This is a genomic window from Cyanobium sp. Cruz-8D1 (genome assembly GCF_024345975.1).
In the GTDB taxonomy this organism is placed as follows: domain Bacteria; phylum Cyanobacteriota; class Cyanobacteriia; order PCC-6307; family Cyanobiaceae; genus Cyanobium.
The window spans coordinates 1-13,959 of the sequence record NZ_JAGQCD010000057.1; the positions used below are offsets into that span (position 1 = coordinate 1).

The 13,959-nt window shown below is 65.6% G+C and carries 19 protein-coding genes, 1 tRNA gene and 1 pseudogene; 2 read left to right on the forward strand and 19 right to left on the reverse strand.

Annotated elements, in window-relative coordinates:
* The 3 genes and pseudogenes from KBZ33_RS19260 to psbA all read right to left on the reverse strand — a co-directional run.
* Positions 1-229, reverse strand: a pseudogene (locus KBZ33_RS19260) (hypothetical protein); the annotation flags it as partial.
* 4 nt (positions 230-233) lie between these two features.
* A complete protein-coding gene (locus KBZ33_RS19265) occupies positions 234-704 on the reverse strand; it encodes a DUF4079 domain-containing protein (RefSeq protein ID WP_255011912.1) in 471 nt (156 codons plus the stop codon).
* A gap of 181 nt (positions 705-885) precedes the next feature.
* Positions 886-1,965, reverse strand: a complete 1,080-nt coding sequence (psbA, locus tag KBZ33_RS19270) for a photosystem II q(b) protein (RefSeq protein WP_254955101.1) — start codon at positions 1,963-1,965, stop codon at positions 886-888.
* Between the two features lie 243 nt (positions 1,966-2,208).
* Between psbA and KBZ33_RS19275 the strand changes: the two genes are divergently transcribed.
* Complete coding sequence (locus tag KBZ33_RS19275; protein ID WP_255011914.1) at positions 2,209-2,643, forward strand: DUF3122 domain-containing protein; 435 nt, start codon at positions 2,209-2,211, stop codon at positions 2,641-2,643.
* A gap of 434 nt (positions 2,644-3,077) precedes the next feature.
* On the opposite strand, the gene KBZ33_RS19280 is transcribed toward KBZ33_RS19275, so the two are convergent.
* From KBZ33_RS19280 to KBZ33_RS19305, 6 genes are all read right to left on the reverse strand, one after another.
* Positions 3,078-3,770, reverse strand: a complete 693-nt coding sequence (locus tag KBZ33_RS19280; RefSeq protein WP_254955099.1) for a hypothetical protein — start codon at positions 3,768-3,770, stop codon at positions 3,078-3,080.
* 115 nt (positions 3,771-3,885) lie between these two features.
* Positions 3,886-4,863 (reverse strand): RAD52 family DNA repair protein, encoded by a 978-nt coding sequence (locus KBZ33_RS19285; protein ID WP_254955098.1) that lies wholly within the window; start codon positions 4,861-4,863, stop codon positions 3,886-3,888.
* Positions 4,864-4,967: 104 nt separating this feature from the next.
* Positions 4,968-5,585 carry a siphovirus Gp157 family protein gene (locus KBZ33_RS19290; RefSeq protein WP_254955097.1) on the reverse strand — a complete coding sequence of 206 codons (618 nt, stop codon included), beginning with the start codon at positions 5,583-5,585 and terminating at the stop codon, positions 4,968-4,970.
* A 49-nt stretch (positions 5,586-5,634) separates the two neighbouring features.
* Positions 5,635-6,156 carry a hypothetical protein gene (locus KBZ33_RS19295; protein WP_254955096.1) on the reverse strand — a complete coding sequence of 174 codons (522 nt, stop codon included), beginning with the start codon at positions 6,154-6,156 and terminating at the stop codon, positions 5,635-5,637.
* Positions 6,157-6,590: 434 nt separating this feature from the next.
* The gene (locus KBZ33_RS19300) at positions 6,591-6,977 is read right to left on the reverse strand and encodes a hypothetical protein (RefSeq protein ID WP_254955095.1); all 387 of its coding nucleotides are present in this window, start codon (positions 6,975-6,977) and stop codon (positions 6,591-6,593) included.
* Positions 6,978-7,177: 200 nt separating this feature from the next.
* Positions 7,178-7,269 (reverse strand) — tRNA-Pro (locus KBZ33_RS19305).
* Positions 7,270-7,589: 320 nt separating this feature from the next.
* Here KBZ33_RS19305 and KBZ33_RS19310 point away from each other — a divergent pair.
* Entirely contained in the window at positions 7,590-8,681 is a 1,092-nt protein-coding gene (locus KBZ33_RS19310; protein ID WP_254955094.1) for a hypothetical protein, read from the forward strand.
* 171 nt (positions 8,682-8,852) lie between these two features.
* Here KBZ33_RS19310 and KBZ33_RS19315 read toward each other — a convergent pair whose 3' ends face one another.
* The 10 genes from KBZ33_RS19315 to KBZ33_RS19360 all read right to left on the reverse strand — a co-directional run.
* On the reverse strand, positions 8,853-9,275 hold the full coding sequence (locus tag KBZ33_RS19315; protein ID WP_254955093.1) for a type II toxin-antitoxin system VapC family toxin: 423 nt from the start codon (positions 9,273-9,275) through the stop codon (positions 8,853-8,855).
* A 13-nt stretch (positions 9,276-9,288) separates the two neighbouring features.
* The gene (locus KBZ33_RS19320; RefSeq protein WP_254955092.1) at positions 9,289-9,585 is read right to left on the reverse strand and encodes an AbrB/MazE/SpoVT family DNA-binding domain-containing protein; all 297 of its coding nucleotides are present in this window, start codon (positions 9,583-9,585) and stop codon (positions 9,289-9,291) included.
* A 63-nt stretch (positions 9,586-9,648) separates the two neighbouring features.
* Positions 9,649-9,894 carry a helix-turn-helix domain-containing protein gene (locus KBZ33_RS19325; protein WP_315859240.1) on the reverse strand — a complete coding sequence of 82 codons (246 nt, stop codon included), beginning with the start codon at positions 9,892-9,894 and terminating at the stop codon, positions 9,649-9,651.
* A complete protein-coding gene (locus KBZ33_RS19330; protein WP_254955090.1) occupies positions 9,894-10,679 on the reverse strand; it encodes a BRO family protein in 786 nt (261 codons plus the stop codon). The genes KBZ33_RS19325 and KBZ33_RS19330 overlap by 1 nt, the downstream gene beginning before the upstream one ends.
* On the reverse strand, positions 10,676-10,984 hold the full coding sequence (locus tag KBZ33_RS19335; RefSeq protein WP_254955087.1) for a hypothetical protein: 309 nt from the start codon (positions 10,982-10,984) through the stop codon (positions 10,676-10,678). The genes KBZ33_RS19330 and KBZ33_RS19335 overlap by 4 nt, the downstream gene beginning before the upstream one ends.
* Entirely contained in the window at positions 10,984-11,571 is a 588-nt protein-coding gene (locus tag KBZ33_RS19340; protein ID WP_254955086.1) for a hypothetical protein, read from the reverse strand. The genes KBZ33_RS19335 and KBZ33_RS19340 overlap by 1 nt, the downstream gene beginning before the upstream one ends.
* Positions 11,564-11,818, reverse strand: a complete 255-nt coding sequence (locus KBZ33_RS19345; RefSeq protein ID WP_254955085.1) for a hypothetical protein — start codon at positions 11,816-11,818, stop codon at positions 11,564-11,566. The genes KBZ33_RS19340 and KBZ33_RS19345 overlap by 8 nt, the downstream gene beginning before the upstream one ends.
* On the reverse strand, positions 11,815-12,585 hold the full coding sequence (locus KBZ33_RS19350) for a hypothetical protein (protein ID WP_254955084.1): 771 nt from the start codon (positions 12,583-12,585) through the stop codon (positions 11,815-11,817). The genes KBZ33_RS19345 and KBZ33_RS19350 overlap by 4 nt, the downstream gene beginning before the upstream one ends.
* Positions 12,586-12,675: 90 nt before the next feature.
* Positions 12,676-13,395, reverse strand: coding sequence for an XRE family transcriptional regulator (locus KBZ33_RS19355; protein WP_254955083.1), 720 nt, complete (start codon positions 13,393-13,395; stop codon positions 12,676-12,678).
* A 244-nt stretch (positions 13,396-13,639) separates the two neighbouring features.
* Positions 13,640-13,959 (reverse strand): VRR-NUC domain-containing protein (locus tag KBZ33_RS19360; protein WP_254955082.1); only part of this gene is annotated, 320 nt, incomplete at its 5' end.

The window sequence follows — 13,959 nt, forward strand, 5'->3', positions numbered from 1 at the left end:
GCTCCTCGGTGCGGCCCTCGAGGGTGGAGGCCAGGGAGATGCGCATCTGATCGAGCTGCTCCATTGCCACAACGGCCTTGGAGAGTGCTGCCGAATCGACCGGCGGCGAGGCCTCTGCTGCCAGGGCGGTACCCGGCCGGGCCGTCAACATCCCAACGCCGACCAGCATCAGGAGCAGGGTGGAGAGGGCCAGCCGTGTCAGCCGCTGGAGAGGAGTGGTGAACGTCATCGGATCAGGTGCCAAGAGAGGTTGGTGATGCCGCTGAACTCAGCAGCTTCTGGACGATGGCGATGCCAGTGGTGGCCTGCCAGCCGAACAGCAGCAGCACTCCCCCGTTGATGGCCACGTGCAGGCCCCGGGCCCAGTCCTTGCCCTTCTGGAGGGAAGGGCCCAGGGAGGCCGTGGCGATCACCAGCACGGCAACGGCCAGACCGACAAACAGGTGGGGGCCGATGATCAGCTTGCCGTTCTTGAGGAAGGTGGCAGCCATCCCACCGGCGGCGCCCAGCAGGGTGAGGCCCAGGATCACCGCACCGAGTTGGGCATGACGCTGGCCGTAGTGCAGGGGAACCAGCGCCTTGCGTTCCTCGGCGCTCACCTTGCGGATCAAGCTGGCCTTGTAGCCGAGGTAGCCCGAGTAGAGCATCAGGCCCAGCAGCACCCACATCAGCACCGGGTGGACGAAGTTCAGGGCGAAGGGCATGGGGCCTCGGGAACGAAAGGGATCCGCGAAGGCGGCATCATTTCAAGCCTTGCCAGGTTGCCCATCGGTGAAGGGGGAGGGAATCAGGAGATTGAAAAGGGCCCGGATCACTCCAGGCCCCAGGGTGGCTGCTCAGTCCATGGAGCGAAGCAGGATCGACTGGGCGGGATTCAAAGTCCCACTAACCGATTGCAGGCGCCGTGAGGGCCACGGGGGTGCTGGCGGTGGCCGCCAGATCGAGGGGGAAGTTGTGGGTGTTGCGCTCGTGGATGGCTTCGATGCCCAGGCCGCCGCGGTTGAGCACATCAGCCCAGGTGTTGATCACCCGGCCCCGGTGATCGAGCACGGAGTGGTTGAAGTTCAAGCCGTTCACGTTGAAGGAGAAGCTGATCACGGCCAGGGTGGCGAACCAGATGCCGATCACCGGCCAGGCGGCCAGGAAGAAGTGGAGGCTGCGGCTGTTGTTGAAGGAGGCGTACTGGAAGATCAGCCGGCCGAAGTAGCCGTGGGCGGCCACGATGTTGTAGGTCTCCTCCTCCTGGCCGAACTTGTAGCCCCTGTTCTGGGACTCGGTTTCGGTGGTCTCCCGCACCAGGGAGCTGGTGACGAGCGAACCGTGCATGGCGGAGAACAGGGCGCCGCCGAACACCCCGGCCACGCCGAGCATGTGGAAGGGATGCATGAGCACGTTGTGCTCGGCCTGGAGCACCAGCATGAAGTTGAAGGTGCCGGAGATGCCCAGGGGCATGGGGTCGGAGAAGGAACCCTGGCCGATGGCGTACACCAGCAGCACGGCGGTGGCGGCAGCCACCGGAGCGGAATAGGCCACGGCGATCCAGGGACGCATCCCTAGCCGGTAGCTGAGTTCCCATTCACGGCCCATCCAGCAGAAGATGCCGATGAGGAAGTGGAAGATGATCAGCTGGTAGGGGCCGCCGTTGTAGAGCCATTCATCGAGGCTGGAGGCGGCCCAGATCGGGTAGAAGTGCAGGCCGATGGCGTTGGAGCTGGGCACCACCGCGGCGGTGATGATGTTGTTGCCGTAGAGGAGGCCGCCGGAGACGGGTTCGCGGATGCCGTCGATGTCGACGGGCGGGGCGCCAATGAAGGCGATCACGAAACAGCAGGTGGCCACCAGCAGGGTGGGGATCATCAGCACGCCGAACCAGCCCACGTAGAGGCGGTTGTCGGTGCTGGTCACCCAGTCCTTGAAGCTGTTCCATGGGTTGCCCCAGGAACGCTTGAGGATGGTTGTCGTCATGGCGAGGAATGAAGACGGGACTGGGGAGAGCTGCGAAGGCGAGGGCGGCCCATCGTGGTGGATGGACAGCCGAGCACCCGCTCTTCCCAATAAAACAGTAGCGTTGAAGCCTTCTATGACGCGAGAGACGTTATGAGCATTCTTTCTCAAGGGGCTGGTGCGGGTTTCCGCCCAGCTGCGCACCGGCTGCATCGACCCAACTGGCGGCCCGTCTTCGCCGCTGTTCTGCTTGCCCTGACCCTGATGCTTCTACCGCTCCAGGCCCAGGCAGCAGCCGATCCACAACGCTGGACCCTCACGGATTCCTCAGGTCGTTCCTGGGGCCTGACCCTGTTCGAGCAACCTGATCCCGCCTACCCAGACGGCTGGCGAGTGCGCCTGACTGCCCGCTCACCCGGGCAGATAGTCGATCACCAAAGCCCACTGCTCTTGAGCGATGGCCTCGGCGGCGCCTGGGAGCTGCCGAACCGCAGTGAGGAACTGGTGCGACAAGGGGAGGAGGTGGTCCCCGAGTCATCGGCCCAGTTCGACGCCAACGCCCTGGACCCCAGGCCCAGCGAAGTGCTGCCGCTGCAGCTGGAGGTGCCGACCAACAATCCAGAGGGCACGATCATGGTCATGCTGCAACCTGAAGTCGTGCAAGCGCTCCACGAGTTGCCACCGAACCTTGCTACCTGATTGGGTTGGGCTTCCGCCTCGTTGGTCCTGTGTCTTGGCGTTCCTCTTGCCGCAGGACCCCCAACTGGCAGCTAGCCAGTCCGCTCGGCCGGACCCGTCCACCAAGGCGGCCTGCCCTGACGAATGAAACCGACCAGGTTTCCGAGCTGCGCTGGCAGCAGTTGCAGCGGTTTTTCGGGGGCGAAAGCTCACTCTTGATCCGCTGAGGGCCCACGGGACCGTTCTCCTGGGGCCTGCTCCTGGCCGGGCTGTTGCTTCAGCAGGCACGGACAGCCCGGCACCCTGCACGGCGTGATCACCACCGACCCTGATCACCTGCAGCCGCGGGCGAACGCGGCTCAGCGCAGCACCGCTCAGGGGTGTCCCGCCCCGGCCCAGTGAGCAAAGCTCGTCGGGCATGCCTACAACTCCTCATCGCCATTTCCTGTCGTACCTCATCCCTCCAACGCCCGCGCAAACGCTGCGGCCGCGCCCTGGCCCGAGGCCCATGGATAGCTGCGCAGGTGCACCTCCAGCGAGTGCCCCATGCTCAGGGCCATGCTCCCAGGGTCGATCCCCAGCTGATGGCCTCGGAGGCTGTAGCCATGCCGGAACGAGTACGGCACGGCGCGCTCTCCTCGTGCTGCCATTCGTTCACGCAATTCCATCCAGCACCGCTGGCGCTTGAGATAGGTGCCGATCGCATCGGCCGCTCCCGGCCCGCCGCCCAGGGGCGGAAGCTGAATGGCACCCGAGCGCCAGCGCTCCAGCAATTGCCAGTCCTGCCGGCGGCCGTCCCAATCCGTCAGCGGCAGCGGATGCACCCAGCGCGGCGCGGTCATGCCGCCGCCGCTGCGCTTGCGGTAGGTGCACCACCACAGCGGTTGGCCGCTGCCCGGATCGTTGCGCACCCCCAGGTGCTGCAATTCGATCGGCCGCAGGCCCAGCTCCGCCAGCAGCCGCAGCGCATCAGCCCAGCGGCGGCCAGGTTGATCGGTGGGCAGGGAATCGAGCAGCTGCAGCACCTGCAGATCGGTGAAGGGATCACCCTTGCGGTGGCCGGCAGCCGTCTCAGCGGCCGGGACACCGATGTGCGGTCGCAGATCGAGCGGTGGCCGCCAGCTATCGGGGAATTTTTCGCGCTCCACGCAATGCCGCAGGAACTGCGCCAGCGACTGCGCCCGGATCTGCCGGGCCCGGCTCCCAGGCGCCCAGCCCCGCAGGCAGGCATCCAGCAGCGAAGCTGAATCGGCAGGCCTGCTGTCAGCTCGTCAAGCCTGAGTGCTGCACCAGAAACGCCTCGATCCAATCGTGGTGACGCTTCTGCACGATTCGATCGGCGATCGTTGCGGCCCCTTCCGGGATGGAGAAGCGCTTGCGGAAGCCCTGGGTGAGGGCCTCCAGCAGTGGGCGAGGCAGCTGGCGGATGGCGCCGTGCAGCTGGCGGATCGTGTCCGTATCAAGGGGAAGCAGCCCCGGATCCTGCTGGGATGCAGGGGCTGCATCCTGAGCCGGGTGCTCTGCTGCTGTCGCTGACCTTTCCTGGTGCTGCGGCGCTGGCTCTGCCTGACGGGGGTGGGCCGTTGGACGTTCTGGTGCCGCTGAGCTGGTTACCTCCCGCTGGCGCTTGTCGTACAACGCGAGGCCGAAGGGATTGCCAAAGGTCATCAAGGCCCGCTTCATGGCGTCGGTCTCGGCTTCCTTGAGAGCGGACTCGTGGGCCTGGCCGAGGTCCACATCGATGCCATGGCCAGCGCCGCTGCCCTCCCGGACCAGGGGAATCAGGCTTCCGGCGGTAACGGTGACGCGCACCCGGGCGGTGTAGGTGACGCCCCAGCCGGACTTCTGCTCCCTGCCGATGGGTCGTTCGGCCTGGGCGACGCAGCGCATGGCGATGGTCTGCCGCTGCCAGCCGTCAAAGCCAAAGATGCGGTTGGCCTCCGCGATGACTTGCCAGCCTTCGAGGTAGGCCACCTTCCCGCGGCCCTGCTCGCGCTGGCGGACGTTGGCCCGATTGAGGGGGGCGGCGAGGGCAGCGAGCTGCTCGGGGGAGAAGCCGCTGGGCTGGGCCTGGTTGGCCTGCACTGTCGTGACGGATTCGATGGCTGCTGCTGGAGGGCCCTCCACTCGATCAGCGGTGCGGATCAACTCCAGGGCCGATGGCGGCCTTTGGCTGGATCGAGGAGCTGCGGCGCGGCTGATGGTGCTGGCCCCGTTGGAGGAAGGAGCGGCGACGGTCATGGCGATGGGAAGCGATGGAGCGAGGTGAGCTGCGGAAGGGATTGGGTCAAGGAGGGGGCCCCGGCTACACCACCGAAACCCCATTTGTGAGGGGCCTCTGGCCCCTAGTGGATGCGCCAGGAGCGGCGGGAGATCAGCTGGACGCCGGTGATCTCTCTGCCTGCTTTGAGGGCTTCCTTGATGGCGGCCTTGTCCGGCTTGCTGGTGGTGGTGAAGCTCAGCCACTGGGGATCGAGGGCGTCCTCGTCGTCGATTTCGACGGCCTGGGACTTACGGGAGGTGAGTTCGTGATTCGGGAAGGAGAAGCGGGTGGCGGTGGGCTGCAGGCGGGTGAGGACCAGGACCAGGGAGTCCTCCAGGGCATCGGCCCGGGAGGCATCGGAGCGCGACAGCTCGGTGAGGCGCTTGGCCTGCTGCTGGCGGTAGGCCGCCTGGCCGCGGAGGTGCTCGATCACCCAACAGGTGGCATCGGCCTTGGCGGCAAGGGCCTGCTTGTTGCCCTCCTCGGCCAGCAGGGCAGCCTCGAGCTCGGCGAGGGCCTGGGCGCGGGTGTCGTCGTCGGCCTCCAGCTGCTCAGCCAGCTGAGCGATGGCGGTGGTGAGCTCCTGGGCCTCGATGCCCAGCTGCCAGAGGGAGCCGGTGCGCTGCAGGGAGCAGGCCGGCCCGGCGACTTGTGGGAGAACCGCGGAGAGAGGAGCGGCGAGGGCGGTGAGAACAGACATGGGGACGTGGAGCGGAGGGGAACGAGAAGAACGGGACGGCGATTGCCGCTCAGGCGGCGAGGGGCTCCGGTGAGAACGGCGGCGGCACTTCCATCACCACCACCGGCACCGGCGAACGGGCGGAGCAGCGGCGGGCCTGCTGCACCAGCGAGGCCGTGCCGGGGCCACCGGGAAAGGCGATCACCAGCACCGAGGCGGAGAAGGCCGGGGAGGTATGGGCCTGGGCTTCCACCAGGGCCTGCTCGAGGAGGCGGCGATTGCGGATCGGCCCGGCGCTGCGGCCATAGCGACCCCACTCGGCGGTAAGGGACTGGACCCTCCAACCCAGCTGATGGGCAGCACGGCCGATGGCCTGATCAGCGCCACGGGCACCGCCGTGAAGCAGCAGATGGACCGGACGACCGCAACTGCGCTGCAGGAGGGCGGAGGCGATGCGCTCTTGGGGCCAGACGAGATCACGGCCACCGGCAGCGACGATGACGACCGAGCGATGAACTCCAACCGGCGGCGGCAGGAGACCAGGAAGAGGCAATGCAGCGGCCTGGGCCACTGCAGCAGAGGACAGACTCATGGGCTACAGAGCAAACGAACGGGGCAAGTTGTCCGAGAATTTCATTGCCGCAGGCGATGGGCTCGTGGCCTTTGGCGCGACTCTTATTCTAGCAGTACAAACACACTAATGAGCGAGCAGGGCGGCCGCGGGGCAAGCGATCTGCCCGAAACGCACCCACCCACGATGAGCTAGGCAGCTTGATAACCAATGCAGCCAAATTCAGCACAAAAAAGCCACCGCCCGCGCAGCCGCGCGAGGAAATCCGGGGCCTCACCCCAACACCCCGCCGGCTGGCAGCCGCCCGGCCACCGCAGCCGCGGGAGAGCGGCCCTGCCAGCAACCCCAACACCGGCCCCGGAGCGGAGGGCGGCGGCGGCTGGCCGATGCACGCCACGGCACAGCCGTGGCACGCTCAGGACGGCCGTCGCCGACCGGAGCCCTGCGGCGGTTGCTCAGCCCCAGTGAACGTCGAGGAACTCCACCAGCAGAACGCCCCGGTGGGTGCCGTGGATCTTCACCAGGCCTGCCTTGGCGGCCTGCTCCATGCCGGCCCGCTCCTTGCGCACCTGCTCGGCGCTGGCGAGCACCCGCACCCAGCCACCGGTCATGAAGTCCTCGCTGCCCGTCTCAAAGGCCTGCAGCCGTCGTTGCTGGTTGCTGTTCCGCTCGTAGTACAGGCCTCCACCGGTGGGATCGCCTCCCTCCGCCCAGGCCTGGTCGACCATCAGCTTGCCGATGGCGACTGGGTCCTGCGCTGCGGCATCGATGGCCTCACCGCCGAGCACCAGCGGGTTGCCCGGGTCGTCACGGTTTTCGGAGACGATCAGACGGCTGGACACGGCCTCAGAGCCCTTGGAGGATCAGCACCTCCATCCTGGAGTCCGTCAGTCGTTGGAGCGGTGTTGAGGACTCCATCCTGAGGGTGAAGGGGAGAGACCCTCTCCCACTTCGGGCGGGAGAGACCACCGGGCGAGGACGGGAGAGGGAATCTCTCCCCAAATCTCTCCCATCTCCCCTGGCCAATCCCTGAAAAGTCAATCGGGGCGACAGGATTCGAACCTGCGACCTAGTGCTCCCAAAGCCCTTGAAATAGAGTCTGTCAGATCGACTGCCGCAGCTGGATTCTGCCCCTGAGCCCCGTGCTGTTACTGGCTTTTAGGCTTGCAGGCTGTGGCCGTCTCTGGCCGGGCGTGCCAAGCTGAAGGGGCGATTCTCTTGCAGATTCTCTTGCAAGGGGTGTCGTGTGTGCCTGATTCCCTGGTGCCGTGCCGAAGACCACCCCCGCCCCCCGACAAGCACGAGCAGCGAAAGACCGTGGCTGGGTAGCAGCTCTGCGGCTTTCGTTGACATCAGACCTCGGGCCTCGTAGTGGCTGGACTGTGTCAGAAATGCGCGGACGTGTTCTCCTCAATGTCTCCGCTTCAGCCGCGGGGGGTGCCCGTCAGCAGCGGGTGCTCCCCTTCGATTGGTCCGCATCCGATAGGCAGGCGATTCATACCGCAGTGCTTGCTATCCATGCTGATTTCAATGATGGTGTCCCCCTTGACCTCGCTATCGAAACTCATGCGCGAGTTCCTTCAACGGAATCAAGCTCCAATGGAGTCACCGTTAGTGAGGCAATCAATTGGTCACAGCTGATTCAGGGCTTCAAGGATCACAAGCTGAGTAGTGGAGCCATCAAGCAGAGCACCTGGGATGATATGTATTGGCGGCGAATGTCTGTGATTCTAGATGCCATTGGTGGCAAGCGGCGACCGACCTCATCCAAGCAACTTCTGGAGGCCGTGATCGAGTCATGGAAGGACAGACCAGGATCTCGTGGCCGTCAGCTGCAGGTTCAATTCACAGCAGCGCTTTTGCGTTGGGGCGTCGATTCGGAGCGGCTGCCGTCATCCTGGGCACCCCCACTTGATCTCTCGATCTACGTTGGTCGAAAGCGTGATGAACGAGGGGTCACAACTCCGATTGATGTCAGCCACGTGCTCGACCTGGTAGAGGCAATATCCGATCCGCGCTGGCGATTGGCCTTTCAGCTGATGGCTGCCTACGGCCTCCGTCCAGAAGAACTGCAACACCTGGAGATTCAAAAAGGGCAGCTCTGGACGACCTATCAGAAAGTTTCCAGTCGGGGGCGCACCCGCTCAAGAGTCCTGCGACTGTTGCCTTGCGACAACTGGGCACAGGAATGGCAGCTCGAGAAAGCATTTCGACCTGACCGTATGCCGCCGATGCGACCAGGTCATGGGGCTGAGGACCTTGGGACTTACATGCGGCGTCGACCGCTCTGGCAACAGCTACGGCGGGAGTACGAAGAGAAGGGCGAAAAGCTGGTCCTCTATTCCTGCCGCCATGGTTATGCCCACCGCGCTCATGTCACTTGCGAGCTTCCGCCCAAGGTGGTTGCTGCAGCCATGGGTCACTCAGTAGAAACCCACCTGGCTGCCTACAGTCGCTGGTGCGGGGATGACGTTGTGGATGACGCCTTCGCCAAGGCGGAGCAACGGCTGGCCCATGGCCACCGAGCTCAGAGCTCAGCGGCGTAATGCCGCAGGGCCTGCGAGAACCTGCTCAAGCGTTGCCAGATATTCATCGACTGTCTTGGTTGGGTTTCTGAGGCTGGCCCGGGCGCTACTCCATCGCCATGCAGAGGTGGCTGGCTTGTGAGCTCAGTGGGTCGCGGTGATGGTTGCTCACGCCAGCTGTAGAGACGCGTCTCAGTTCAGCGCCGGCGTCAGGCCCAGGACCTTTGCGGCTTGCTGCATTCGCACATCGAAGCTGGCCAGCCGGGTGCAGCGGCTGTGCAGCGCTACGGCCAGATGCAAGGCGTCACCGGCCCGTAGACCGAGTGCTGGATCATGGAGCAGCTCGGCTGCCTGGCGAAAGCGGTCGCGATCGAGCGAGCGCAGTTCCACTCCGCCCTGCAGCAGGCGCTCGAACTGCTCCCCAGCCGCCTGGCGCGCCTCAGAACTGAGGCCGTGGTGGCGCTGCTTGATTCCCAGGGCGCTGTGGGTTTCGGTGATCAGCCAGTCGCTGCTGATCAGGGGGTCCCGAGATTGCCCAAACCAGTCGAGCGCTTGGGCACTGCGCTCTTCCGGGGTCAGCAGAGCCACCACCACGCTGGTGTCGAGGTAGATCATCGATGGGTGTGCGTCACCAGCGTTCACCGCCGCGGCAGTCCTCGATCACCGAAGGGGTGAGAGGCATGGTGGCCTGAAGCTGACGCAGATCAGCGGCCAGGGCAGAGCGATCCAGCTTGCGCAGAGGCTCCAGGCTCAGGCGGCCATCAGGACCAACGACGATGTCGATCTGATCGCCTTCCTGCAGTCCGGCCTGACGCAGGCAATCGGCCGGGAGTCTGACCGCCAGGCTGTTCCCCCAGCGGCGGATCGCCTGCGGGAAGTGCTGGCTGGCGTCAGCCGAACGATCTTGAGGCCTGGACTGTGTCAAGGAACGCCTTCGACCGTTCACGGCCACCCGTAGAGACATGACTCTACGTCCGAGTTGTGGCTTTCAGTGCTGCAGGTGCCGCCGACTCCACCCCGTGATGGTGGCCTCCACGTTTTCCAGGTGCCACTGCAGGGGGCCCCGGCCCTGGGTGCAGCCCCAGCGGCGGTAGTGCTTGCCTGGGGATAGCACCCCCCGCAGCCGCAGCTGGCGGAGGGTTTCGCGGCTCATCCCAAGTGCTGCACAGGCTTCTGCCGTTGTGACCCAGACGCGGTGACGTCCGGATGGGGGTGGGGTCGTCTGGTTCTCCATCAGGCCAGCTCCCGGAGCACGCTGACCACGGCGGGATTCCAGAGGATCTGGTACCCGCTGTGGCCGCCGCGGCAATAGGGCAGGGCTTCTGCCCAATGCAGGCCGGCATTGGTGAGCTCCCATTCCCCCCGCTGATTGCGGATCTGCAGCCCGCAGGCTGCGAGGTGTTGGTTGGTGTCCTTGGCCTTCATCCCCAACAGCTGCCCGAGTCCCGTGGCATTGAGTGAGCAGATCGGGTCCTCCTTAGCCGGCAGGGCTCGGCGCAGGGTTTCGGTCGCCAGGCCGGTGTTTTCCTGAATGCAGGTGAGCGTCGCGGCCATGGCGATGCCGGGTTTCACGCCGGGGACCTGCGCGACGGCCTGACCAATCAGCAACAGGGCGCCGACGCTGTCTTGCTTGTCTGAGGGCAAGGATGCCGGCGCAGGCGCGAGCCCTGGTAATGCGTAGCGCCCAGTCCGGCGGATCGCAGGCAGAACCTCGTGCGTCACCCAGCGCTTGAAGCGCTTGGCCTCTGGCTTGCGGCTGCCGAGGACCAAGGTGTAGAGCCCAGGTTCATTGATCAGGTTCAGGCTCGGCGGCCCGCCTGCTGGGGCACCCTCATTTGAAATGAGGGTCTTCTCGTCCCCGTCCAGACGGCTGAGTGCCTGGCTGACGTTGCCGATGCCGAGGGTTGAGCAGACATCTGCGGCGACAAACCAGGGATCACCCTGCTCATCGGTGAAGACGCGGATCTGGCTGCCTTCGAAGTCGAATGGAACCAGGGCGCTTGAAGTCGTGTTGTTCATCGGTCTAAACGCGGTGTGACGGGGTGAACCTCACCGGCATCCGTGCCGGCATCGGGGCGGAAGACGGTGTTGGTGCTGGCCATCGGCCGCGGCGGCACGGGCCCGGAGAGCACGAGCAGCAGGGTGCTGAGCTGAAATGCCAGCCCCAGCAGCACCAGCCCGCGCAGGCAAGCCAGGCTGGAGGCCGTGACCGCGACGGTGGTGGGCCGGCGGGTGCGGCAGAAAGCAGGCAGCTGGGGACCGGGCCGGTGCGGGGGCCTGCCGCTCCAGGCCCCGGAGTTGATGCCCTGACGATCGAGCGGCATCAGAACAACTCCTCGCTGTCGTCGGCAGCGCCAGTGCTCCAATCACCGGCGCCACCGCCGGTGGTGGTGTAGCCCTCGACTTCTTCAAAGCCGTCGGTGGGGTCGACCTGCTCGTAGGGCACAAAGTCGACCACTTGAACGGCACGCGGCTGAAAGGTCATGCCGCAGCCGTTTTCGCCGTCCCAGTCGTAGATGTCGAAGGCGACAACCACCTTGGATCCGTTGCCGATGGCGGCCCCGTCCCAGGGCTGCTTCCTGGCATCGACGATGCGGGGCCCCTCAGAAAGAGAGCCATCGCGCCGCTGGAACTGCGGCACCTTGAAGCGCACCACGGTGATCTCGCTGGGCTTCTCCCTGTCGGGCTTCCAGGGGAAGCCCTTCTCGGCACGGCGCTTGCGGCTGCCGTGCAGAGCGATGAACTGGTCCTCCATCGCCAACAGGAAGGACTGGGCCTTCTCGTCGCTATTGGCCAGCAGCAGATCGGCAGTCCAGGCCTTGGGTTTGCTCTTGTCGAGCTGGTGCCTTGGGGTGATCAGGTGGGCCCAGCGCACTTCGGCGAGGGGCGTGCGGAAGATGTCTTTAGCCATGGGCTGAATCGGGGTGAACGGTGGAACTGGGCTGTTGATCGAACGGGGGAAGGGGCGGCAGACCAAATCGCTCGCGCAGCAGGTGATGCACCGCTCCGCTGGCCGAGAGGTTGCGGGCCTCCATCAGCTCGCGCACCCGCAGGTAGACGTCGGTGCGCACCTGGGTCTGGATGAAATGGCGACCAGCCAGAGAACGGGGCTGCTCGCCGTAGCGGCGTGGCGGCCGGGGGCGATGGCTCTCGCTCATGGGCTTGGCTCCGCAGCAGGCTCGGGCTGCACCTGACCCTGCGCTTCTTCGAGGAAGAGCGCGATGAAGTCGCTGTGCTGGCGCTGGGTGATGCGATCACCGATGGAGCGGGCATTGCGCGGCACCTGGAAGTGCTCGCGGAAGGCCTTGGTCAGCTCCTGACGGGCGGCCTGGGACAGGTCGAGCACACGGCGGCGGACCTCGCTGACCTCCTCAGGGGTGAGGGGAGCCAGTGCTGGATCACCGTCTGCAGAAGTGCCGTCATCGCTGGTGTGAGCCAAGGGGACTGGCTCCTCAGCAGCAGGATCGTCGGCTTGTTGATCGAGGCAAGCCTGCTGCTTAGGATCTACTTCAGGCTCTTCGGCTGTCTGCTTTTCAGGGGCTGCATAGGGCTGTACAGCCCGAGCCTGGGCAGACACAGGAATGCCCAGCAGCATGGCCAACATCAGGCCGGTGGTTTCGGCCAGATCGCTTGCCTCATCAGCCCAGGACTCGCTGCAAAGCTCGGCCCCGGCGACGTGCATCACCGTGACCTGTAGCCGGGAGCGCCCTTGCTGCTCGCGCAGGTGAGCGGACCAGCCGATCCCGCGGCGGAAGGCGGGGCGGGCTGAGTGAACCACCTCCGCCAGGTCAGCAGCGGTGATGGGGGACACCTCGGCCTGAAAGCTGGCCAGGGCATGGGTGAGCTGTTGCTCGGGTGTGGCGTCGGCCGGGACGGCCGGCGGCGCCTCAATGTCGGCCTCTGGAGGCCTGAGGGGTGGAGCCATGACGGATCGAATCGGGCGGTTGCCCGCTGGTCCGGATCTTAGGGCTCTTTGCTGGAAGCCGCACTCACAGCGGCTGTTAATTCCTAGCCATCAGGCCGTGACTGGCTTCTTTCCTTTGCGGCCGCTGGGCTTGCTGCCCTTTCTGTTGGCGGCCTCCCACTGGTCCAGCCAGCGCTTGGGCAGGTAGAGGTCGCCCTCGATCCACAGCGGGGCCAGCTCCTCCGGCTTGTAGTCGCCGAAGCCCGTGAGCACGGCAAAGAAGCGCTTGCGGTGCTCTTCGCTGGCCTCGACCGCCAGGGAATTCAGGGCGTCGCTGGGCTCAAGGCCGCATTCATCGACCACCCGGCGCATCTGGTTGCGCCACTTGGCCGAGAGCTCCGTCGCTTTGCGCTGGCCAACGGTCGGTGCCGGCGTCGTGCGGAAGGCCTCCGGCACGTCACGCAGGCCGCAGTAGCAGGCCCAGAGTTCCAGGGGCGTCCAGGCCGGGCACTCGTCGTCACCCAGCGGGATGGCGTTCTCGAGCTTGTCCTTGATCGCCTGACTCTTGACCGGGCCCCAGTCCTGCTCGGCGATGCGGCGGTTCAGCTCGCCCAACTGCCAGAAGGCCTTCTGGCGCAGCTCGCCGGCCTTGCCCTGCTCGATCACCGAGAGGTTGCCGTAAGAGATCGCATCGAAGCCGGCCTCTTCCGCCCAGCTGCAGGCGGTGTACTGGGTCCAGCCGTTGGTTCTTCGCCAGTTCAGCAGCATCCGACCGAACGCTGCGCGGTTCTCCTCCTGGCGCTCAAGCAGCTCCGCGTAGGTGATGGCCACGTTCAGGATCCTGAATGGGATTTCCCGAACCATACGGCAAACTTGGCACTCCTAGTCACTTCCTGACACCTCCTGGCATATCAGGTCTGATCCTGTCCGAGCTTCTGCAGGATCTGCTTGGCAAGCTGCCCAGTGATCACCTTCCCTGTCTCTGCCTGCAATCTCAGAGCAATGGTGTAGGGGTGCTCGCCTGGGTTGGCCTTGGCGAGACGCCTCAGCCGCTGCTGCAGTTCTGCCGGATCCATCAGTGTCCCAGCAGCACTTGCCTCGGGCTGCCAAGCAGCTGCTCGGCTTCCTCCACAGAGCGGCAGACCGCTGCCACGCCACCGAGCTCCTGCACGAGGCGCAGGAACGCCCGCTGCTCAGGGCTGAGCACGCCCTGGGCTGTCTTGATCTCCAGAGCGACGAACTGGGCGAGCCGCAGGCCGACCAGCTCAGGCGTGATCTCCAGCGAGCGCAGGCCGATCAGGTCGCTGCTGCCCTTGCACAGCCCAAAGCGCACGAAGCGTCCCTGCTGGTCGACCAGGGCACCGGTGTTGTTGCGCCAGAGCCGCACCGCCCCGC

What these genes read in the sequence shown, in the direction of transcription:
- KBZ33_RS19265 (WP_255011912.1), bottom strand. Translation starts at nt 704, where the DNA reads ATGCCCTTCGCCCTGAACTTCGTCCACCCGGTGCTGATGTGGGTGCTG.
- psbA (WP_254955101.1), bottom strand. Translation starts at nt 1,965, where the DNA reads ATGACGACAACCATCCTCAAGCGTTCCTGGGGCAACCCATGGAACAGC.
- KBZ33_RS19275 (WP_255011914.1), top strand. Translation starts at nt 2,209, where the DNA reads ATGCTTCTACCGCTCCAGGCCCAGGCAGCAGCCGATCCACAACGCTGG.
- KBZ33_RS19285 (WP_254955098.1), bottom strand. Translation starts at nt 4,863, where the DNA reads ATGACCGTCGCCGCTCCTTCCTCCAACGGGGCCAGCACCATCAGCCGC.
- KBZ33_RS19290 (WP_254955097.1), bottom strand. Translation starts at nt 5,585, where the DNA reads ATGTCTGTTCTCACCGCCCTCGCCGCTCCTCTCTCCGCGGTTCTCCCA.
- KBZ33_RS19295 (WP_254955096.1), bottom strand. Translation starts at nt 6,156, where the DNA reads ATGAGTCTGTCCTCTGCTGCAGTGGCCCAGGCCGCTGCATTGCCTCTT.
- KBZ33_RS19315 (WP_254955093.1), bottom strand. Translation starts at nt 9,275, where the DNA reads ATGATCTACCTCGACACCAGCGTGGTGGTGGCTCTGCTGACCCCGGAA.
- KBZ33_RS19325 (WP_315859240.1), bottom strand. Translation starts at nt 9,894, where the DNA reads ATGGAGAACCAGACGACCCCACCCCCATCCGGACGTCACCGCGTCTGG.
- KBZ33_RS19330 (WP_254955090.1), bottom strand. Translation starts at nt 10,679, where the DNA reads ATGAACAACACGACTTCAAGCGCCCTGGTTCCATTCGACTTCGAAGGC.
- KBZ33_RS19335 (WP_254955087.1), bottom strand. Translation starts at nt 10,984, where the DNA reads ATGCCGCTCGATCGTCAGGGCATCAACTCCGGGGCCTGGAGCGGCAGG.
- KBZ33_RS19340 (WP_254955086.1), bottom strand. Translation starts at nt 11,571, where the DNA reads ATGGCTAAAGACATCTTCCGCACGCCCCTCGCCGAAGTGCGCTGGGCC.
- KBZ33_RS19345 (WP_254955085.1), bottom strand. Translation starts at nt 11,818, where the DNA reads ATGAGCGAGAGCCATCGCCCCCGGCCGCCACGCCGCTACGGCGAGCAG.
- KBZ33_RS19350 (WP_254955084.1), bottom strand. Translation starts at nt 12,585, where the DNA reads ATGGCTCCACCCCTCAGGCCTCCAGAGGCCGACATTGAGGCGCCGCCG.